This window comes from Caulobacter sp. RHG1 (assembly GCF_013181195.1).
GTDB lineage: Bacteria > Pseudomonadota > Alphaproteobacteria > Caulobacterales > Caulobacteraceae > Caulobacter.
Window position 1 is genome coordinate 73,363 of the sequence record NZ_SMZP01000005.1, and the last position, 20,164, is coordinate 93,526.

20 protein-coding genes are annotated in these 20,164 nt (G+C 68.9%); 6 read left to right on the forward strand and 14 right to left on the reverse strand.

Annotated elements, in window-relative coordinates; genetic code table 11:
• The first annotated feature begins 20 nt into the window (after positions 1-20).
• The gene (locus tag E1H18_RS14720) at positions 21-440 is read left to right on the forward strand and encodes a helix-turn-helix domain-containing protein (RefSeq protein WP_172269697.1); all 420 of its coding nucleotides are present in this window, start codon (positions 21-23) and stop codon (positions 438-440) included.
• On the opposite strand, the gene E1H18_RS14725 is transcribed toward E1H18_RS14720, so the two are convergent.
• Together E1H18_RS14725 and E1H18_RS14730 are read right to left on the reverse strand one after the other, a co-directional pair.
• Positions 406-1,434 carry a FecR domain-containing protein gene (locus E1H18_RS14725; RefSeq protein ID WP_172269699.1) on the reverse strand — a complete coding sequence of 343 codons (1,029 nt, stop codon included), beginning with the start codon at positions 1,432-1,434 and terminating at the stop codon, positions 406-408. The genes E1H18_RS14720 and E1H18_RS14725 overlap by 35 nt on opposite strands.
• A complete protein-coding gene (locus E1H18_RS14730) occupies positions 1,431-2,000 on the reverse strand; it encodes an RNA polymerase sigma factor (protein ID WP_172269701.1) in 570 nt (189 codons plus the stop codon). The genes E1H18_RS14725 and E1H18_RS14730 overlap by 4 nt, the downstream gene beginning before the upstream one ends.
• A 192-nt stretch (positions 2,001-2,192) precedes the next feature.
• On the opposite strand from E1H18_RS14730, the gene E1H18_RS14735 reads away from it, so the two are divergent.
• Positions 2,193-5,084, forward strand: coding sequence for a TonB-dependent receptor (locus E1H18_RS14735; protein ID WP_206679074.1), 2,892 nt, complete (start codon positions 2,193-2,195; stop codon positions 5,082-5,084).
• 37 nt (positions 5,085-5,121) lie between these two features.
• Here the strand turns inward: E1H18_RS14735 and E1H18_RS14740 are convergent, their stop codons facing one another.
• Positions 5,122-6,078, reverse strand: coding sequence for an alpha/beta fold hydrolase (locus E1H18_RS14740; protein ID WP_172269705.1), 957 nt, complete (start codon positions 6,076-6,078; stop codon positions 5,122-5,124).
• Positions 6,079-6,139: 61 nt separating this feature from the next.
• Positions 6,140-6,949, reverse strand: a complete 810-nt coding sequence (locus E1H18_RS14745) for a M23 family metallopeptidase (protein ID WP_241736039.1) — start codon at positions 6,947-6,949, stop codon at positions 6,140-6,142.
• 346 nt (positions 6,950-7,295) lie between these two features.
• Between E1H18_RS14745 and E1H18_RS14750 the strand changes: the two genes are divergently transcribed.
• A complete protein-coding gene (locus tag E1H18_RS14750; protein ID WP_172269707.1) occupies positions 7,296-7,649 on the forward strand; it encodes a UrcA family protein in 354 nt (117 codons plus the stop codon).
• Positions 7,650-7,722: 73 nt separating this feature from the next.
• Here the strand turns inward: E1H18_RS14750 and E1H18_RS14755 are convergent, their stop codons facing one another.
• Positions 7,723-8,940 carry an aminotransferase class I/II-fold pyridoxal phosphate-dependent enzyme gene (locus E1H18_RS14755; RefSeq protein WP_241736040.1) on the reverse strand — a complete coding sequence of 406 codons (1,218 nt, stop codon included), beginning with the start codon at positions 8,938-8,940 and terminating at the stop codon, positions 7,723-7,725.
• A gap of 81 nt (positions 8,941-9,021) precedes the next feature.
• On the opposite strand from E1H18_RS14755, the gene E1H18_RS14760 reads away from it, so the two are divergent.
• The gene (locus E1H18_RS14760; RefSeq protein WP_241736041.1) at positions 9,022-9,675 is read left to right on the forward strand and encodes a TetR/AcrR family transcriptional regulator; all 654 of its coding nucleotides are present in this window, start codon (positions 9,022-9,024) and stop codon (positions 9,673-9,675) included.
• A 62-nt stretch (positions 9,676-9,737) separates the two neighbouring features.
• Here the strand turns inward: E1H18_RS14760 and E1H18_RS14765 are convergent, their stop codons facing one another.
• The 7 genes from E1H18_RS14765 to E1H18_RS14795 form a co-directional block, all read right to left on the reverse strand.
• A complete protein-coding gene (locus E1H18_RS14765) occupies positions 9,738-11,159 on the reverse strand; it encodes an NAD(P)(+) transhydrogenase (Re/Si-specific) subunit beta (protein ID WP_172269709.1) in 1,422 nt (473 codons plus the stop codon).
• Positions 11,160-11,186: 27 nt separating this feature from the next.
• Positions 11,187-11,519, reverse strand: a complete 333-nt coding sequence (locus E1H18_RS14770; RefSeq protein WP_172269711.1) for a proton-translocating transhydrogenase family protein — start codon at positions 11,517-11,519, stop codon at positions 11,187-11,189.
• Positions 11,520-11,544: 25 nt separating this feature from the next.
• On the reverse strand, positions 11,545-12,687 hold the full coding sequence (locus E1H18_RS14775; RefSeq protein ID WP_172269713.1) for a Re/Si-specific NAD(P)(+) transhydrogenase subunit alpha: 1,143 nt from the start codon (positions 12,685-12,687) through the stop codon (positions 11,545-11,547).
• 118 nt (positions 12,688-12,805) lie between these two features.
• Positions 12,806-13,036: an aa3-type cytochrome c oxidase subunit IV gene (locus E1H18_RS14780; protein ID WP_172269715.1), complete on the reverse strand. Its 231-nt coding sequence runs from the start codon at positions 13,034-13,036 to the stop codon at positions 12,806-12,808.
• A 63-nt stretch (positions 13,037-13,099) separates the two neighbouring features.
• Positions 13,100-14,035: a glycosyltransferase family 9 protein gene (locus E1H18_RS14785; RefSeq protein ID WP_172270382.1), complete on the reverse strand. Its 936-nt coding sequence runs from the start codon at positions 14,033-14,035 to the stop codon at positions 13,100-13,102.
• A 125-nt stretch (positions 14,036-14,160) separates the two neighbouring features.
• Positions 14,161-15,084: an alpha/beta fold hydrolase gene (locus E1H18_RS14790; RefSeq protein WP_172269717.1), complete on the reverse strand. Its 924-nt coding sequence runs from the start codon at positions 15,082-15,084 to the stop codon at positions 14,161-14,163.
• Between the two features lie 2 nt (positions 15,085-15,086).
• Positions 15,087-15,560: a PaaI family thioesterase gene (locus tag E1H18_RS14795; protein WP_172269719.1), complete on the reverse strand. Its 474-nt coding sequence runs from the start codon at positions 15,558-15,560 to the stop codon at positions 15,087-15,089.
• A gap of 92 nt (positions 15,561-15,652) precedes the next feature.
• On the opposite strand from E1H18_RS14795, the gene E1H18_RS14800 reads away from it, so the two are divergent.
• Together E1H18_RS14800 and E1H18_RS14805 are read left to right on the forward strand one after the other, a co-directional pair.
• Complete coding sequence (locus tag E1H18_RS14800; RefSeq protein WP_172269721.1) at positions 15,653-16,150, forward strand: RNA polymerase sigma factor; 498 nt, start codon at positions 15,653-15,655, stop codon at positions 16,148-16,150.
• The gene (locus E1H18_RS14805; protein WP_172269723.1) at positions 16,140-16,739 is read left to right on the forward strand and encodes a hypothetical protein; all 600 of its coding nucleotides are present in this window, start codon (positions 16,140-16,142) and stop codon (positions 16,737-16,739) included. Before E1H18_RS14800 ends, E1H18_RS14805 begins: the two co-directional genes overlap by 11 nt.
• Positions 16,740-16,867: 128 nt before the next feature.
• On the opposite strand, the gene E1H18_RS14810 is transcribed toward E1H18_RS14805, so the two are convergent.
• Entirely contained in the window at positions 16,868-18,235 is a 1,368-nt protein-coding gene (locus tag E1H18_RS14810) for an AarF/ABC1/UbiB kinase family protein (RefSeq protein ID WP_172269725.1), read from the reverse strand.
• Entirely contained in the window at positions 18,228-20,021 is a 1,794-nt protein-coding gene (locus tag E1H18_RS14815) for a M3 family oligoendopeptidase (protein WP_172269727.1), read from the reverse strand. The genes E1H18_RS14810 and E1H18_RS14815 overlap by 8 nt, the downstream gene beginning before the upstream one ends.
• Between the last annotated feature and the right edge of the window lie 143 nt (positions 20,022-20,164).

The following is a 20,164-nucleotide window of genomic DNA, read 5'->3' on the forward strand; positions in this document are numbered from 1 at the left end:
CTCGCCTCGGGGAGAACACCATGTCGGGAATGCTCGTCGAAACCTGCGCCACGCGGCGCGACACCGTCAGTTCACAGATCACTCTGGCCGGCAGCCAGGATCGCGACCGTCCGCCCCCTTCCCGAGCCCGGGCGATCGAGCGCTCCATCGAGGACAACATCAGCCTGCCGCTGACCGTCGCGCGGATCGCGGCCTTGTCGGGCATGGGCCCGCGGGACCTGGGCCGGGCCTGCAGAGAGATTTTCGGTCTGGGCCCCCGCGCGCTGATCGTCCACATGCGGCTGGCCCACGCCAAGCGCCTGATGGCCACCACGGAGGATCCTCTGAGCCAGATCGCCCTGGCCTGCGGCTTCGCCGATCAGCCCCACTTCCAGAACCGCTTCCGCCACGTGACGGGCCTCACGCCTAGCGCTTGGCGCCGGGCCCATCGGGCGAACTGAGGCTCCGGCCGCTCCGGACGCCCACCAGCTTCAGCCGCGCGGGGCCGTCGGGAACCGCGCGCAAGGGATAGAGCCGCACCAGGCCACGGGCGAACCGGGCATTGTCGCCGACGCGAAACTGCCCGGTGATCCGCAAGGCCGCGACCTGCGGATCGTCGATCACCAACTGCAGGACCGCATAGCGGTTCATCTCGACGATGACCTCGCTCAGAGGCTTGTCGTCGAACACCACACGCGTCTCGCGCCAGCGCTCGGTGGCCGCCTCGTCCGCCTGGCGGACCTGGGTCCGTCCCTGCGCGACGACCAGCGCCTGGCCTGGCCGCAGCACTACAGGATCGCCGCCGGACGCGGTCACCCGCACGCTGCCCTCCAGCAAGGTCACGCTCAGACCCTCGGCGTCGCTCGCCACGTCGAAACGCGTGCCCAGGACCGTGATCAGCCGGCCTCCGGCTTCGACCACGAACGGTCTGGATCCGTCATGCGCCACGTCGAAATAGGCGCGGCCGTGCGCCAGGCGCGCGCGCCGCTCGTTGCCCCCATAAGCCAGGTCGAGCGCGCCGCCCGCTCCCAGCACCGCCTTGCTGCCGTCGGGCAAGTCGAGCAGGCGCTGCTGGCCTGCAGCCTCATAGACGACGCGCTGGACCGCCGCCGGCGCCTCGGTCGCGCGTCGCCAGGGCGTCAGGACGAGTCCCAAGGCCAGCGCCGCGGCCACGCAGGCCGCCGCCGCCATCCACGGAACGGACGAGCGCCCGGCCCTCAACGCCCTGGCCCGCCGGCGCGGCAGGTCCAGAGGGCGATGGGCGTCAGCCGCGTCGAAACTGGCCCAGACATCCTGAGCGTCCAGCCAGGCTTGGCGGTGGGCCGGATCCTGGTCCAGCCACGCATCGAGGCGCGCGGCCTGGACCGGATCGGCCTCGTCCGTCTCCAGCAGCAGGCGAGCGGCCGCCTGTTCGGGCGTCAGTCCATCGAGGTCGCCGGGCATGCGGTCGCTCATCGCCAGGCCCTCGTCTGCGTCAGTATGTGTTCGAGCGCTCGAACCATGTGCTTCTCCACCGCGCTCGTCGAAAGCCCCAGCCTGGCGGCGACCTCGCGCACGGCCAGACCCTCGATGCGCCTCAGAATGAAGATCGCGCGCGTGCGCTCGGGCAGGTCGGCCAGCGCCAGCGTCGCCGCCCGCAAGGTTTCCCGCGCGTCCAGTTGCCGGACCAGGTCACGGTCGGCCGTGTCGTGCCGGTCGGGGTCGAACGAGACATGCTGATCGGCCTGGCGCGCCTGGCGGCGGCGATGCCGGTCGATCCAGACGCTGGCCGCCACCCGAAAGACGTAGGCCCGGGCGTGCTCTTCCTCGGCCAGGTTCAGTTGGTCGGCGGTGCGCAGAAAGACGTCCTGGACCAAATCCTCGATCTCGGCCTCGTTGCCGGGACCCAGGCGTCGCCGGAAGAACGCCGCGAGCGGCTTGGCCAGCAACGCCGCCATCGCGCCGCCGCGCGCGCTGGCGTGGCGGTTCTCACCGTCAGCCGACACGTCGACCGGTTCCCCCATGCGCTGTTCATGGGCCAATAGCATCGCAAACTCCAGCGCGGGCCTTCTAGGAAACACGCAGCCGGTAGGAAAATCCGCACCATCCCAGCCCGACGCGGCAACCGATGCTTGCCCACAGAACGACGTTCGTTCTATGGGCCTGCTTGCTCTTCCATGATCGGCGCAATGGGCGGACGACGTTCACTTTTAGGTTCCAGGGCAGGCGCCCCCTTGCGGCCCGCGGTCTTACGCGGCCGGCTGGCAGCCGCGGCGTGCGCCTGCTTGCTGGCGGCGCCGGCCTGGGCGGCCGAACGCGCCGTGGCCATCGCCCTGCCGGCCCTGCCGCTGGACGACGCGCTGGTGGAACTGAGCCGGCAGGCCGGCGTCGACATCCTGCTTTCGTCGGCAAGCGTCGGGGACCGGCGTGCGCCATCCCTTCGCGGTCGCTACACGCCCGGCCAGGCGTTGCAGCTGCTGCTCGCGGACTCGGGCCTGGAGTTCGAAAGCCTCGAGGGCCAGGGCTATGTCGTGCGGGCGCGACGCGCCGCCAGGATCGAGGCGCCGCCCGATCCCGTCGCCCTGCCCGAACTCCTGATCGTGGGCGTGCGCACCCAGAACGTCGACCAGAGACGCGATCCCGATGGCATACAGCCCTACCGCGTGTTCGAGCGCGCGACCCTGAGGGCCGCCCAGGGCCTTTCGGCCGATGACTTTCTGCAGACCTGGCTGACCAGCAACAGCGACACCCATGAGATCGTGCCCAGCCGCGGACGCGGCCTGCCGCCGTCACGATCCAACTTCAGCTTTCGCGATCCTTCGGCCTTGTCCAGCACCTTGGTGCTCGTGGACGGCCGACGCATGCCGGCGGTGCCGAGCCTGGCGCAGCTGGCTCAGGCCGATGTCGGCCCCATTCCCCTGGCGGCGATCGGGCGTATCGAAACCCTCGGAGCCAGCAGCGGCGCGCTCTATGGCCTGGGCGCGGTCAATGGCGTGGTCAATCTGGTGATCGATCGCGACTATCGCGGGGCCGAGGTCGCCGCCACGGTCGGCAGCGGCAAGCGCGGCGACGGCGGCTACGGCCGGCTGGACGCCCGGCTGGGCTACAGCGCCGCGGACGGCGCGACGGCCCTGATGGTGCGCTACGGTCAGAAGCGGTTCAACGGCGTCACCTTCGGCGATCGCAGCCAGGCGGCCGCGCCTCTGGACGGCGCGCTGCTGAGGCCGGGCCAGGCCTTCAACCGGCCAGCCGGAAACGGCGTCACCCTGTTTGGCGTCAATGGCCCCTTCACGGTCGGCGGCGTCGAGATGCTGAAGACCTACATCCCGGCCGACTACGACGGTTCGATACCGATCGAGACGGTGCTGATCGCCAATGCCGGCCGGTCTGCGCCCGGCCTGGCGCCGGCGCACCGAGACCGGCTGCTGACCACCGACAGCCGCACCGACGCGGTGCTGTTCAACCTCCGCCAGCGCCTGTGGCGCGGCGCCGAGGCCTATTTCGACCATATCTACCTGTCGAGTCACGACGCCGCCCCCCTCGCCTATGGCGCCCTCTCCACCCAGCTCACGCCGGGCCAGGGGATCGCGACGATTCTCTCGGGAAGCAGTCCGATCGAACTGGTCGCGCCCCTGCCCTATGTGTTCGGAACGTCCGACAGCCGATTGATCTCGCGCCGCACGACCGTCGGGCTGGTGTTCGATCTCCCGGCCCGTTGGCGCGGCGGCCTGGACTACGCGGTCGGCGACGCCCGCTTTCGCCAGGACACCCAGGAGGTTGGCTTCGACGAGCAGGCGCGTCCCAGCATCGCCAGCGGCGTCGCGCCCGCGGACGGGCGACGCGCGCCAGACCCCTTCGGCGACCAGGCCCGGTTTCTGGCGGACCTGGGTCGTTACCATGCCAACTGGTCGCCGCCCGCCCCCTACGGTTCCTCGCGCCTGGAAGACATTTCGCTGCGCGCTTCTGGCCCCCTGGCTCGGATCAAGGGCCGTGACGTGACGCTCTCGCTCACCGCGCAGCAGCTGTGGGAAAGCCTGCCCAACTTCGCAGGCGAGCCGAGAAACCACGTGTCGGTGCGCTCGCGCTCGTTGTTTGGCGAGCTGCGCGCGCCGCTGGAAGGGCTGACGGGGGTTCCAGGCCTGGAGCTGCAGGCCGCCGCGCGGCGGCAGGTCGGCCGCATCCGCATCTTCTACGGCGGTCCCGCCGGTCCGGTCGAGAAGACCGCCGACCTCTATCTGCTAGGCGCCAAGGCCGAGCCCATGCCGGGCGTCATCCTGCGCATGGCCTATGCATCGGGCGCGCAGCTTCCCGAGCCGGTCATGTTCCAGAGTGCGGTGGGCGCGGGCATCAGCAGCCTGATCGATCCCAAACGCAGCCTCAACCAGCCGATCTCGGCGGAGGGCTGGTTCCGCTATGCCTGGGGCGGCTCCCCCGATCTTCGGCCCGACCAGACGCGGACCTATTCGGCCGGGGCGGTGCTGACGTCGCGGCGGCTTCCCCGCTCCCGCCTGTCGGTCGACTATACCCGCATCGAAGGCCGCAACCTGCTGGTCGAGGTCTATCGCGGCTACGACTTCTACCTCCAGAACGAGGCTCGCTTTCCCGGAGCCGTCATTCGCGCGCCGCTCACCGAGGCCGACCGCGCGAAGGGCTACACGGCCGGCCGCATCCTGGAGGTGCGCGACCTCAACGAGAACAAGGGTTCGAGCCTGATCGAGGCGGTCGACCTGGCCGCGGATCACGATCTGGACCTGGGCGGCGGCCGGCTGGCGTTCAGCGCCGCCCTGACCTGGCAGCCGACCCTGCGCCGGCGCGCTCCGGCCGACAACATTCTGTCGAAACGCACGCCGGATGACGCGACCCCGGAATGGCGCGGCGCGCTCGGTGCGCGATGGTCGAACGACCGGCTCGCGGCGTCGGCGACGGTGCGCTACGTCGACGCCTACGCCGTGACATCCCTGCCGGCGCGCACGACCGTGGACCTCTCGTTCGCCTGGAAACTGCCCGCCCCTCTCGAGACTCCGCAGACCGAGCTTCGCCTGGGCGTGCGCAACCTGTTCGACCGATGGTCGCTCGAGGACCCGCTGCAGCGACGCCTGGAAGCGACGCTGATCGCGCGGTTCTAGACGTGGAGCAGGACCCCGCGACGGATCGAAAGGCGCGTCAGCCCTTCTTCGCCGCCTCGGCCACGAAAGCGACGGCTCGGACGATGTGGTCAGCGAAGCGGCGGCCGATCAGCAGGGTGTGGGTGGCGGCCTCGACATGGTCGACCAGGCCGTGCCGCGACGCCTTCGCCGGCGCGGCCTGCATGGCCTTGCGATCCTCACGGCCCGCCACCGGACCGGCAGTGACCACGGCCACCGGCCATTTCGGATCGAACTGCGGCTGCTTGGCGGCCTGGTCCGACGCCTGCGCCCATAGTCCCACCTCCTCGGCGGCGGTGCGATTGTGGCGGCCGTTGGCGAAGGCCCAGCGCTTCTCGGCCTTGGCGGCCGGCGGCAGGTCGATCTTGTCGCCCAGGCGCGTGTAGATCAGCGGCTTGTAGAGACCCAGCGAGGCCCCGCGCGCAGCCCACTTGGAGATGGACGCGAACTTGGTGACGAAGCCGCGCATCCGCGGATCCAGGGCGGCTTCCGGGGTGGCGGCGTCGACCAGCACCAGGCCCAGGATCTTGTCGGGATGGCGACCGGCATATTCGCGCATGCGCAGGCCGGCCATCGAGTGGCCCACCAGGATGAAGGGCCCCGGCTCGCCCGACAGGTCGACCAGCTTCTCGAAGTCCTCGACGATGGCTACGCCGTCTCGCGGGCTTGGCCCCTTGGGCGAGAAGCCCATGCCGGCGCGGTCATAGGCGCACGAGCGCCAGCCGGCGGCGGTCAGGGCTTCCTGCGTGCCGCCCCAGTCGGCGGCGAAGCCGAAGGCGCCGGCCTCCAGCCAGACTGTCGGGCGATCGCTCTTGGGCCCTTCGCAGACCAGCCGCAGAGACCGCCCCGGCTCGATCTCGACCATCTGGCCGCGCGGATGCGGCGCGCCGAACGCACTGACCACCCCGCCCACGGCGATATACGACACAAGAAGAAGCGCGAGGCCCGCGACGCCGCGACCGAGAAACTGGATCATGGCGTTCAATGTAGTGTCGCTTCGTGACGCGTCGAGACGGGAAGCGAGACGATCTCAAGCTTTATCCGACGACGACCGGAATCTGCGCACGGACGCGTCCCGACTTCGTGCGGGTGATCTTGACGCCGTCGGCGCCGGCCAGGCCTTTCGCGGCCCCTCCCTTCGCCATCTGGGCCTTGACCACGCTGTCGGGCCAGCGCGAGACGGTGGCGACGTGGACCTTGCGCGACACCTTGCCTGCGGCCTTCAGCGGCAGGTCGTCGGCGTCCGCAAAGCTGCGGCCCAGGAACAGGGTCGGGTTCAGGGCCTTGTCGCCCTTGCGCAGCTCGAAATGCAGGTGCGAACCGGTCGAGCGGCCTGAGTTGCCGACATAGGCCACCGTGGTCCCGCGCTTGAGATAGGCGCCGCGCTTGACGCCGGCCGCCGAGGCCTTGAGGTGGGCGTAGGTGGTGGTCAGCCCGCCCTTGTGCATGACCTCGACGAAGCGGCCGTACGAGCCGCTGACGCCCACAGCCTTGACCACGCCGTCGGCGGCGACCTTGACCGCGGCCCCGCCGGGGGCGGCGATGTCGACACCCTCGTGCAGGCGGCCATTCTCTTCCCAGGGCATCTGGCGCAGGCCGAACGGCGAGTTGATCACACGGCCGGGCAGAGGCGCGTCGAACTGGTAGGCGGGCGGCGGCGGCGGTTCAGCGACCTCGACCTTTGGCGCAGGCGGCGCGGCGGGCGGGGCAGCCGTCGTGGTTTCGGCGACCCAACTTCCCAGCGCCATCGCGCCGTTCAGGGCTCCGGCCATGGCCGCCACGCCCAGCATGGCGAAAAAGGCGACGCGCAAGTGCGGAGACTGAACAGCCAGGCTCTTGGAGATCAAAACCGCTTCCTCTCGGACTTCGGTCAATCAGGACCGGCCCCGCGCGGAGCCGCCTATCCCATGCTTGACCTTACGGGACGGTGAATGGCCCCGAAATGAAGGGCTGGCTCTATGACGCTGCTATGGGGCGGAAGAGGGGCAGCTTAACCATTCGCTAACCATGACGATCCGGCGACAAGAACATGAAGTATTGGACAGACATTACAGGACGTTCATTTAATGAACTCCAGGACATTCTCTAAATTACACGTCATGACTGAGACGTAACGGGACTTCGAGAACTCTGGGAAGTACACAGTATTCATCGGCGCACAACAAGAAGCGCCACACCAGAGGGACACTTCAAATGCGCAAGATCATCAGCAACATCGCCGCCGTCGCCACCCTGAGCCTGGCCATCGTGCCGGTCCTGGGCCTGACCCAAGCCGCCAACGCCGCCGAGCGCCAGACCTCGGCCACGGTCTCCTTCGCCGACCTCGACCTGAACAACCCCGCCCAGGCCGCGATCTTCAAGGCCCGCGTCGAGACCGCCGGCGAAACCCTGTGCCGCGCCAAGCTGCGCCAAGGCGACCTGCAAATGCCGCTGCGCCTGTGCGTCGCCGAAGCCCACCGCCAGGCCGACCGCCAACTGCCGGCCGCCCAGCGCAACGCCCTGGCCTACGCCTCGCACGTCAAGGCGGTGGAAATGGCCGCGAAGTGATCGCCAGCCCCGCTTCCCGATACCCCGCACCCCGCGACAGAGGCTCCAGGTAACCCTGGGGCCTTTGTTTCGTTCAGGCCCTGGCCATTTGCGGCGGGCTGGCGAGCGCGCCAAACTCGCGCGCCTTCCGGATCATCAGGTCTGCGAGGCCGTCGATCTGCGCGTCCGAATGCGCCGCCGAGATCGCGCAGCGCAGCAGGCTCTCGCCCGACGGCGTGGCGGGCGGCAGGCCGACATTGACGTAATAGCCGGCCTCGAGCAGCGCGCGCCACATCGCCAGGGTCAACGCCTCCGAGGGCAGGCAGGCCGCGACGATCGGGCTGGGCGTCGCGCCCAGCTGGAAGCCCGCCGCATCGAGAGCGCCGTACAGCCGATGGACATTGCTCCAGAGCTTGGCCCGAAGCTGCGGACGTTCGCGCACCGCCGCCAAAGCGGCCCGCACCGAGGCCACGGTCGCCGGCGGCAGCGAGGCGGTGAACATGTAGGGACGGCACGCCACGCGCAGGATGTCGAACTCGTCGTGGTTGGAGACGCAGTAGCCGCCGACCGCACCCAGGCTCTTGGAGAAGGTGCCGACGATGAAGTCGACCTGATCCAGCACCCCTTCCTGCTCGGCCAGGCCGCAGCCGCACTCGCCCAGCACGCCCATGGAGTGGGCCTCATCCACCAGGATGTAGGCGCCGTGGCGCTTGGCGACCTCGACCATCGCCTTCAGCGGGGCCATGTCGCCCAGCATCGAATAAATGCCCTCGACCACCACCAGCTTGTTGCCCGCCTCGCCCTTGAGGCGGCGCAAGCGCTTGTCCAGATCGGCGGGATCGTTGTGCTTGAAGCGGATGGCGCTGGCCTGGGTCTGCTTGCAGGCGTCGTAGATCGAGGCGTGGCTGTCGGCGTCCAGCAGCAGGAAGTCGCCCGCCCCCACCAGGGTCGAGATGATTCCGAGATTGGCCTGGTAGCCGGTCGAGAACACCATGGCGTGGCGCAGGCCGTGGAAGTCGGCCAGCTCGCGCTCCAGGGCCACATGGTCGGCGAACGAGCCGTTGGCGATCCGCGAGCCGCAGGTTCCGGTGCCGTCCGTACGCAGCGCGGCCGCCGCGGCCTCGATACAGACTTCGTCGAAGGCCAGGCCCAGATAGTTGTGCGTGCCGACCGTCACCGTCCGGCGGCCGTTGATGATGGCTTCGCTGGCCGACAACAGCCGGTCCATGACCACGCTGGTCGGCATCTGGCCAAGAGCGCGGGCGGCGTCGTAACGCGCCGCCAGGGCGGAGTGCGAGCTGAAGAGACCCAAGTGCGTGTTCCGAGTCGGCCTATAAAGGCGCGACTATCATCGCGCTTGAATTTGGAATACAATCTAAAAATAGATCTCACAATGAAAATGGAACCAAATCCAGCACCGGCGGACTCCCTGCGCGCACGCGGCAAGGCGCGGCGCTATGCCGACATCGTCGCGGCTGCGTCGGGCCTGTGGCGCGAGCATCGGTTCGAAAGCGTCTCGCTGAACCAGATCGCCGCGGCGGCGCAGGTGGCGCCCCAGACGATCTACAATCTGATCGGCGGGCTGGACGCGGTGGGCCTGGCGGTCATCAACGTCGCCCTGAACCGGGTGGAAGCCGCGCTGGCCGAGACGACCGCGACCGGCGTCGACCTGGCGCTGGAGGCCGCCCGCGTCTCGGCCCAGCTCTATATCGACGACGCGGGGCTTTATCGGCAGGTGCTGGTGCGGATTCCCCGCGTGCTGTTCGACGGCACCCATATCGGCCGCGACGCCGCCGACCCCGCCGTCCGCGCCATGATCCAGGCCCAGGCTGCCGGCCAGATCGCGCCGGCCGTCGATCCCGACCGGCTGGGCCGAGCGATCTATTCCAACTATCTGGGCGCGATCTACGACTGGGCCTGCGGCGACGCCAGCGACGCCGACTTCCTGCGGATCAGCGAGATCGGGGTTCTGGCCCCGGTGGTCGCCTGCGCGACGGCGACAACCCACGCGGCGCTTTCACCGCGCCTGATCGCCCTGCTGAGCTAGACGCAAGAAAAAGGCCCCGACATCACTGCCAGGGCCTTCGTCGTCTTCGGTGATGGAAAGCCCTAGAGCCCCTTCACGATGCCTTCGACCATCTTCTTGGCGTCGCCGAACAGCATCATCGTGTTGTCGCGGAAGAACAGTTCGTTCTCGACGCCGGCATAGCCCGAGGCCATGCCGCGCTTGATGAAGAGAACGGTGCGAGCCTTTTCGACGTCCAGGATCGGCATGCCGTAGATGGCGCTGGTCGGGTCGGTCTTGGCGGCCGGGTTGGTGACGTCGTTGGCGCCGATCACGAAGGCCACGTCGGCCGTCGAGAACTCGCTGTTGATGTCTTCCAGCTCGAACACCTCGTCATAGGGGACGTTGGCCTCGGCCAGCAGCACGTTCATGTGGCCCGGCATCCGGCCCGCGACGGGGTGGATGGCGTACTTCACCTCGACGCCCTCTTCCTTCAGCTTGTCGCACATCTCGCGAAGGATGTGCTGGGCCTGGGAGACGGCCATGCCGTAGCCGGGGACGATGATGACCTTGGACGCGTTCTTCATGATGAAGGCCGCGTCGTCGGCCGAGCCTTGCTTGACCGGACGGCTCTCGACCTTGCCGCCAGGGCCGGCGGCCGCAGCCGCGTCAGCGCCGAAGCCGCCCAGGATCACCGAGACGAACGAGCGGTTCATGCCCTTGCACATGATGTAGGACAGGATCGCGCCCGACGAACCGACCAGAGCGCCGGTGATGATCAGGGTGGTGTTTTCCAGCGTGAAGCCCAGGGCCGCCGCCGCCCAGCCGGAATAGCTGTTCAGCATCGACACCACGACGGGCATGTCCGCGCCGCCGATCGGGATGATCAGGGTTACGCCGATCAGCAGGCTCAGGGCGAAGATGCCCCAGAAGGCCCACTTGGCTTCGCCGCCCGAGATCACCAGCACCACGACCAGGGCCACGATGGCCAGGGCGATCAGGATGTTCAGCAGGTGACGGGCCGGCAGCAGGATCGGCGCGCCGCCCATGTTGCCGTTCAGCTTGGCGAAGGCGATGACCGAACCGGTGAAGGTGATCGCGCCGATGGCCAGACCCAAGGAAAGCTCGATCAGGCTGTTGAGATGCACCGCGCCGTCCTCGCCCACGATGCCATAGGCGGCGGGCGTGTAGATGGCGGCGACGGCGACCAGACAGGCGGCCATGCCGACCAGGCTGTGGAAGGCGGCGACCAGCTGCGGCATCGAGGTCATGGCGACCTTGCGGGCGATGATCGCGCCCACCGCGCCCCCGACGGCGACGCCGCCCAGGATCAGGCCCAGGGTGACGACGTCCAGCGCGCCCTGGCTCCACAGGGTGGCCAGGGTGGTGCCGACGGCGATGGCCATGCCGATCATGCCATTACGGTTGCCCGTCTGGCTGGTCACGGGGCTGGACAAGCCCCGCAGCGCGAGGATGAACAGCACCCCCGAAACGATGTAGAGAATGGCGGCGAGATTGGCGTTCATTGTTCTATTTCCCCCAGCTCTCGCGGCTTACTTCGACTTCTTCTTGTACATCGCCAGCATGCGCTGGGTGACAAGGAAGCCCCCGAAGATGTTGACCGCCGCGAAGGCCGCGGCGATCGCGCCGGCCCCCTTGGAGATCCAGGTCGAACCAGCGACGGCGCCGCCGGCCAGGTCGCTGTCGGCGCCATGCGCGGCGGCGGCCAGCAGGGCGCCGACGATGATCACCGACGAGATGGCGTTGGTCACGGCCATCAGCGGCGTGTGCAGCGCGGGCGTCACGCTCCAGACGACGTAGTAGCCGACGAAAATGGCGAGCACGAAGATCGCCAGACGGAACACGGTGGGGTCCACGGCTTCCATGGGAGCCTCCCTTTCAATGCTGGTGTTAGGCGGTCTTCAGGTTCGGATGCACGATCGCGCCGCCACGGGTGACGACAGCGGCCTGCAGGATCTCGTCCTCGAAGTTCGGCTCGAACGCGCCTTCCTTCGTGACGAACAGGGTCGCCAGGGCCACCAGGTTACGCGAGTAGAGCGCGCTGGCGTCGGCGGCGATGCGGCCCGGCAGGTTGGCGTGACCGAGGATCTTGGCGCCGTTGGCGGTGACCACGGTCTCGTTCAGCTTGGCGCCCTCGACATTGCCGCCCTGCTCGATGGCCAGGTCGACCAGGATCGAGCCCGGCTTCATCGACGCCACCTGGGCGGCGCTGACCAGCTTCGGAGCCGCGCGGCCCGGGATCAGGGCCGTGGTGATGACGATGTCCTGCTTGGCGATGTGCGCGGAAACCAGTTCGGCCTGCTTGGCCTGGTATTCCTTGGACATTTCCTTGGCGTAGCCGCCGGCGGTCTGGGCGTTCTTGAACTCTTCGTCCTCGACGGCCAGGAACTTGGCGCCCAGCGACTCGACCTGCTCCTTGGTGGCCGGACGCACGTCGGTGGCGGTGACCACCGCGCCCAGGCGGCGAGCGGTCGCGATGGCCTGCAGGCCAGCGACGCCCACGCCCATGATGAACACCTTAGCCGCGGCGACGGTGCCGGCGGCGGTCATCATCATCGGCAGGGCCTTGCCATAGGCCTCAGCGCCTTCGATCACCGAGCGATAGCCGGCGAGGTTGGCCTGCGAGGACAGCATGTCCATCACCTGCGCTCGCGTGATGCGCGGGATGAATTCCATGGCGATCGCGGTCGCGCCGGCCTTGGCCAGGGCGTCCAGCGTCTCTTTGTCCTGGTGCGGATTGAGGGCGGCGGCAACGATCGCGCCGCTCTTCAGGGCCGCGATCTCGGCGGCCTCAGGGCTGCGCACCTTGAACAGCACGTCGGCGTCCTTGAGGGCGTCCTTCGCGGTCTTCGCGATCTTCGCGCCAGCCGCCTCATAGTCGGCGTCGAGATAGGACGCGGCCGTCCCAGCCCCCGCCTGCACCACCACCGAGAAGCCGGCCGCGCCGAGCTTCTTGACGGTTTCAGGCGTGGCCGCGACCCGCGTTTCGTTCGCGCGGGTCTCTTTCGTGACGGCGATAACGGCCATCGGCATACCCCTCCCCAGAGCACTGTTCCCTCAACAGGATGAGGCGCTCTGTAGGGGATAGTCTTGCCTCTTGTCGAGGCAAGATCTCTGGATCAGAGAAAAATTATGCCGATGTCCACCGGTGTCAGTGGGCCGGAGCGGGCTTTTCGCGAAGGAAGAAGATCCCACCGGCCAGCAGCACCACGGCAGCGATAGCGCTACCAATGAAACTCGCCGGCGTGCAGAACAGCAGGGTGATGAACAGCAGGCCGACCGCAACGGCCAGCGAGCCCCACTTGGTCATCTTGCCGAACGCCACGTAGGTCGCGGTCTGCTCGTGAATGTCCATCTCACCGCGGTGATAGTCGCCGGCCATGTGTCGTCCTTGATGGATGATAAGAAAGGTCAGTCCGCCCGATACAACGCGGGGCGCGAAGGCTCAAGGGCGCGTATCGCCCCAGCCCTCCGCCAGGTAGCGCCCGCGCACGGCGTCGACGGCCTGATCGACCGTGATGTCGGCGATTCGCCCCGCCCCGCCGTCAAGGCGCGAGAGCCAGCGCGAATAGGCCGGTAGGGGCGCGGTGCCCATCAGCCCCACGCACGGCGTCCTCACCGCGGCGGCGACGTTCAGCGCGCCCGAGTCGTTGCCCAGGAAGCCCGCGCACAGCGAGATCAGCGCCGCCGACTGGTCCAGCGGCAGGTCGCAGGCCACGACATTGCCCGGCCGATCGCCGATCGCGGCCGTGGCGGCTGCGGCCTCGTGCGGACCACCAACCCAGAACACCGTCCCGAAGAGATCGGAGACGCGCTCCGCGACCTGCGCGAAACGTTCGGCCGGCCAGGTGCGGGCCGGCTCGCTGGCGCCGATTCCCAGAGCCAGCCAGGGACCGGGCGCGTCGGCGTAGCGGGCCTTCACCGCGCCCAGCGCCTGGGGATCCAGCTTCAGGTCCGGCTCGCGACTGGCCACGACCAGGCCATGGGCCTTCTCGAAGGCTTCCAGCTTGTCGATCCGGTGCGCGGGCCGCATGGCCTTGGGCAGGTAGGGTCCCGCGGTCAGGAAGGCCTCCTGGCCATGCCCCAGACCGAACCCGCGCCGGTCGGGGACGCCGGCCAGGAAGGCGGCGATGGCGGGCCGGTCGATCTTTTCCAGGATCCACACGGCGCGGGGCTTCTCCGCCTTGCACAGACGGTGGAAGTCCAGGGTCTCGCGCACGCCCTTCAGCTTGCCCTTGTAATGCGGGGCATACAGCACCCGCGCCACGGCGGGCTCGACGGCCAGCACCTCGGCCGCTCGGCTCGAGGGGCGCGCCACCAGCACCACCTGCTGTTCGAGCGTCGCCGCCGCGATCGCCCGGATCGTCGGCAGATGCCACATCAGATCCCCGATGCCGCGATCGGGGGCATAGACAAGGACGGGGCCGGGAGCAGTGGGCAAGATGGAGGTCACGCCAGCGGCTTAGCGGCTGCGCTGCCCGTTGTCATCGGGGCGCATCTTTGGCTTCAGCCCCACCCCGCCAACAATCCCCGCAGCCCCGCCACAAACGCCAGCGGCTGGTCGATCATGACGTGGTGGTCGGCGTCCGGCAGGGGCAGCAGCAGCACCTCGTCCGGCATCTGCTCCAGCATGTAGTCCAGCGTTTCCGGCCCCATCAGCCCCGAGCGCTCGCCCCACAGCATCGCCGCCGGGCAGGCGATCTGCGGCAACATCAGCCCCAGGTCCGGCATCCGGAAATTGTGCCACAGGTCGGGATCGAACTTCCACGTCCAGCCGCCCTCGACCTCCTTCAGCGACCGCCGGGCGATATAGTCGGCGATGTAGAGGTTCTCGCAGGGCTGCGGCGGGGCCAGGCGGAAGCGGGTCAGGGCCTCCTCCGGCGTCGCGTAGACTCGGTTGCCCTGGCCCGACCGTGGCGGCGGCCCCTTCCAGCGCTTGTGCGGCGGCTGGATGCTGGTGTCGGCCAGAACCACCCCGCGCAGGCGCTCGGGATGCCGCGCGGCGCAGTAGAGCGTGGGGAAACCGCCGAACGAGTGGCCGACCACGATCGGCTTCACGCCGCCGGCTTCCAGCTGGGCGGCGTCGACGGCGGCGAAGATCTCCTTCGCGAACAGTTCGGCGCTGTAGGCCTCGCGCCAGTCGCTGCCGCCCATGCCCGACCACGAGATCGCCGCCACGCGCCAGTCTTTCGCGAAGAACGGCGCGATGAAGCTCCACCAGTCTGCGTGGGCCCCGTTGCCGTGCAGGAACAGCAGGCCCGGCTTGCCGACCTCGCCCCAGGTCAGGAGCTCGATCTTCGCCCCCTCGACCGCGATGGTCGAGCGTTCGGGCTCCTGGGCGATGGTTGCGGCGAACCAGGCCGGCGCGGGCGGCGGCTGCCCCTCGAACGGCGCCAGAAGCGAAGCGGGTTGGGACTGATCGTCGGCCATGCTCAGCCCTCGTCCTTGTAGGCCAGCTCGCCGGGACGCGGCTTGCGGGGGCTCAGCGCCTTGAAGACGCCGGTGCCGGTGATCAGGGTGCGATCGCCGGCCCAGATACGGCCGCGCACGGTGAACAGCAGGTCCTCGTCGCCAATCAGCTCGCCCTCGCCTTCCACCCAGTCGCCCAGCTTGGCGCCCGACAGGAAGTCGCACATCAGCCGCACCGTGACCCAGCTGTAGGACTTCTGCAGCGAAATGATCCGGCCCCAGGCCATGTCGGCGAAGCTCATCAGCATGCCGCCGTGGCAATTGCCGAGCCCGTTGGTGTGGTGCTCCTCGACCCGGAAGGCTAGGCGCGCCTGACCGGGACCTTCGCGGTGCTCGAACAGGGGGCCGATCTGGCGGCCGAAGCCGCGCGACCAGTTCAGCTGGGAGAAACCCTCGGGGATGGCGGCGGTCTGGGCGTCGGTCAAATCGTCGGACATGCAACCAGACTAACAAGCGTTTGAAAAAAGCAAAGCCTTCCGTAAGGACGATGTCCCGGCCGGCATCTACCCTTTCGAACAGAGGGGGATCCATGCGCCGCATCGAGGACGACTTCGCCGACTGGCTGGAGCCGCATCTGCCGATGCTGCACCGGACGGCGCGGGCGTTCGCGGCCCCTGCCGATCAGCACGACCTGCTGCAGGAGCTGACCCTGGCGCTGTGGAAGGCGCGGCCAAGGGTCGGCGCAGCGCGGGTCGAGGCCGCCTTCGCCTACCGGGTGGCTCACAACGCGGCCCTGACCTGGCGGCGCGGCGAGACCCGTCGCCGACGCAGGGGCGTGGCGGTCGCGGCAGAGCTGGTCATCCGCGACGCTGGGAGCGATCCGCAGGAGGCGTTGCTGGAGCGGCTGTACGCGGCGATCCGCCGGCTGGCGCCGGTCGAGCGGTCGCTGATCCTGCTGTCGCTGGACGGCGTGTCCTACGGCGAGATCGCCCGGCTGCACGGCCTTTCCGAAACCAATGTCGGGGCGCGGCTGACGCGAATCCGCCAGCGCCTGACCCGCCTCATGGAGGGCGACCATGGACTTTGACCAGTTCCAAACCGCCTGGCGCTCGCCGGCCAACACCCCGGGCGACCGTGTCCGGGCTGCCCTGATGGAGGATGTCATGAACACCCTGAAGACCCGCCGCCGCCACGAGATCGCGCTCTTCGCCATGCCGACGGCGGCGATGGCGCTGTTCACCGCCATCGTGGTCCAGGCCATCGCCAATGGACGCATGGAGCCGGGCCGCGAGTGGGGCTCCCTGGCCATGCTGGGCGTCTGCTGGCTGATGTTGGCGGCGGTGCTGTTGGTCGGCTTCCGCCTGCGCCACCGCGGACGGGACAGCGATACGCCCATGCGCGACTCGATCGCCGCCCTGCTGGCCAGCAACCGCCGGGCTCGGGCCAATGTGGCGATCTTCTGGATGATGCTGCCGGTGTTCCTGGTCCCGATGCTGGTCGGCGTCGGCCAGCTGTGGGAGGTCGGCAAGGCGACTGAACGCAATACGTGGCAGATGCTGCTGGTGTTCGGCGTGGCGCTGACGGCCAGTGCGGGCTGGAACACGGCGCGGTACTTCTGGGTGATGAAGCCTGAGCAGCGGAAACTGGAAGGGTTGCTGGCGGAGTATGAGGAGTGAGCGCCGCAAGCGCCCCCTCCGGCCCTTCGGGCCACCTCCCCCGCTTCGCAGGGGAGGAGAAAGATCCTCCTCACCCCTGAACGGGGGAGGTGGCGCGATGCGGATACGCATCGTGACGGAGGGGGCGCTTACAGCCCCACCGCCCCCAGCGCCGCCTTCTGCCGCTCGGCCACCGCCTCTTCCGAGAACCCTTCCAGCGAGGCCTCGAACATCCGCCGCCAGTTGTGCCGCGCCCCCAGGTGCAGGAAGGCCGCTCCCAACCCGATCGCCGCCCGGTCCATGAACACGAACTCGCGCGGGATGGTCACGCCGCCGACCGCCTTCAGCGCCTGGCGCACCTTGAACGCCTCGCGCCGGCCGTACTCGCCCGGCGGAACGTCGTCGGCGACGGTGCGCTCGCGGTCGTCCAGCAGCGGGCCGTAGATGAAGCGGGCCCAGACGTTCAGCGCGTCGACCAACTCATCGGTCAGGCCGGTGAAACCCCAGGTCCGATAGGCCTCGATCTGGCCTTCGCGGTCGTCGCTGGACAGCGCCCGATAGAGCCGCACCACGCCCGCCACGAACTTGGGCGGGAACACCCGGATACAGCCGAAGTCCAGTAGGTTCAGGTGCGCCGCGCCCTCGCCGGCGAAGCTGTAGTTTCCCAGATGGGGGTCGCCGTGGATGACGCCCAGCGTCGTCATCGGGCTCCACCAGGCCTCGAACAGCAGGGCGGCGATGCGGTCGCGGACCTCTTGCGGGGCGCTCTTGAACGCCAGCAACCCCTGCCCGTCCAGCCAGGTCATCGACAGCAGGCGCCCCGTGGACAGCTCCGGAACCGGCGTCGGGGTGCGGATGTCCTCGCGGCCGGCGAAGAAGTTTCCATAGACCCGCATCAGCTGGGCCTCGCGGCCGTAATCCAGCTCCTCGCGCAGGCGGTCGCCGATCTCGACGATCATCTCCGACGGATCGATCGAGCCATCCATCCGCTTGAAAAGGCCGATCAGGGCGCGCAGCTGGCCAAGATCGCTTTCGACCGCGCTCTGCATGTCCGGATATTGCAGCTTCACGGCCAGGGCGCGGCCGTCGTGGGTCGTAGCGCGGTGGACCTGGCCCAGCGAGGCGGCCGCGGCAGCCTCGTGCTCGAAGCTGGCGAACTTGGATTGCCAGTCCGGACCTAGCTCGGCGGCCATGCGCCGGCGCACGAACGGCCAGCCCATGGCGGGCGCATTGGTCTGCAGCTCGCCAAGCTCCTTGGCGAACTCGGGCGGCAAGAGGTCCGGCACCGTGGCGAACATCTGGGCCGCCTTCATCAGCGGCCCTTTGAGCCCGCCCAGCGCCGCCTTCAGCGCCTTGGCGTTGCGCGCGTCGGCGTCGTCGCCGCCCCGGATACGGTTGGCGCCGTAGGACACCGCCGCGCCCGACAGGCCCGCCCCCACTTTGGCGAAGCGGGAGAGGCGGCCCGAGAGCCGGTCGCGCTCCGGGTCTTTGGCCGGGTCATTGCGATCGTCAGCCAACCAAAGCCTCGAACTCGTCCACCAGCCGCTCCAGCTGCGCGCAGCCGGCGGCCCAGAACGCCTTGTCCCTCGGGTTCAGGCCGAAGGGCTTCAAGGCCTCGACATAGGTGCGGGTGCCGCCAGCCGCCAGCAGGTCCTCGTACAGCGGCGCGAAGGCGGCCGGATCCTCGCGGCGCTTCTCCATCAGCCCGCGCACCAGCAGGTCGCCGAACGCGTAGGCGTAGACGTAGAACGGCGCGTGGCAGAAGTGGCTGACATAGGCCCAGTAGTGCTCGTAGCCGTCGTTAAGCCGCACGGCCGGGCCCAGGCTCTCGGCCATCACCTCCAGCCACAGGCCGCCGATCTGTTCGGCGGACAGCTCGCCTTCCTGACGGGCTTCGTGGAAGCGGCGCTCGAAGCGGTGGAAGGCGATCTGGCGGACCACGGTGTTGAGGCCGTCCTCGATCTTGCCGGCCAGCAGCCCCTTGCGGTCTTCGGGCGTGGCCTCGGCCAGCAGGCGGTCGAACACCAGGCCCTCGCCGAAGATCGAGGCCGTCTCGGCCAGGGTCAGGGGGGTGTCGGCCAGCAAGGTGCCCAGCGGCTGGCACAGGGTCTGGTGTACGGCGTGGCCCAGCTCGTGGGCCAGGGTCAGCACGTCGCGGCGCTCGCCCATATAGTTCATGAACACGAACGGGTGGCGGTCGGCGGTGACCGGGTGGGCGAAGGCGCCCGACTGCTTGCCGGCCCGCGGCGCGGCGTCGATCCACGGCTGGTCGAAGAACACCTGGGCGGTCTCGGCGAACTTGGGCGCCAGGTCCTGGAAGCTCTCCAGCACCATGCCCCGCGCCTCGGTCCAGGCGTAGGACTTGGGCGCGGCGGCGGTCAGCGGCGCGTTGCGGTCCCAGTAGTCGAGGGCCTCCAGACCCATGATCCTGGCCTTCAGCGCATAGTAGCGGTGCGACAGGCGCGGATAGGCCTCGACCACCGCCTGCTCCAGCGCGTCGACCGCGTCGGCGTCGACCTCGTTGGCCAGATGGCGCGACTGGGCCGGATGGTCGTAGCGGCGCCAGCGGTCCTCGACCTGCTTCTCGAAGGCCAGGGTGTTGAGCACCAGGGCCTGGGTGGAGCTGCGCTCCTCCAGCGCCTGGGCCAGGCCGTCGGCGGCGGCCTTGCGGCGCGCCGTGCTGGGGTCCGACAGGCGGTTGAGCGCCTCGGGCAGGGTCAGGGTCTCGTCGCCGACCTTCGCCGTCAGTTTAGCCAGGGTCTCGTCATAGAGCCGCACCCAGTTGGCGACGGCCGGGGCCTTGTCGACGATGAAGCGCTCCAGGTCCGGCGACAGCTCGTGCGGCCGCGACAGGCGCACCCGGCGCAACCACGGCGACCAGCGGGCGGCTTCGGGATGGGCCTTCAAGGCCGCCGCGATCTCGGTGTCTTCCAGCTGGTTCAGCTCCAGCGTGAAATAGAGGCTCTCGGCGGCGATCTGCGAGGAGCGGGCCCGCAGGTCGCCCTCGAACTTAGCCCAGGCCGGATCGTCGCGCGCCACCGACGCCGCCAGACCCGCATAGGCGCCCACGCCCCACAGGCCGTTGGTCGCCTGCTCGTACAGCGTGATCCCGCGATCCAGCAGCACGCCCAGGCGCTGCGGCTCCTTGCGGGCCTCCAGGAACATGCCCTCCAGCGAGGCCAGCTCGTCATTGGCGGCCTTGGCGGCGGCCAGATCGGTCTCGATCCTGGGATCGTCGCGACCGACATACAGGTCGGCCAGGTTCCATTGCGGCGGGGTGTCAGGTTTGAAGGGCGCGTTCATGGGTCAGCAGATAGGGGGTTGGGTCATCGCAACGCAATGCGCGAGACGCGTAAACCGCTCCCCCACCACTGCTCGCCGCCGCTTTCGCAAGGACAAGCGATTGCGCGGTGGCCGGATCGACGACCCAGCACCAACCCTCTGTT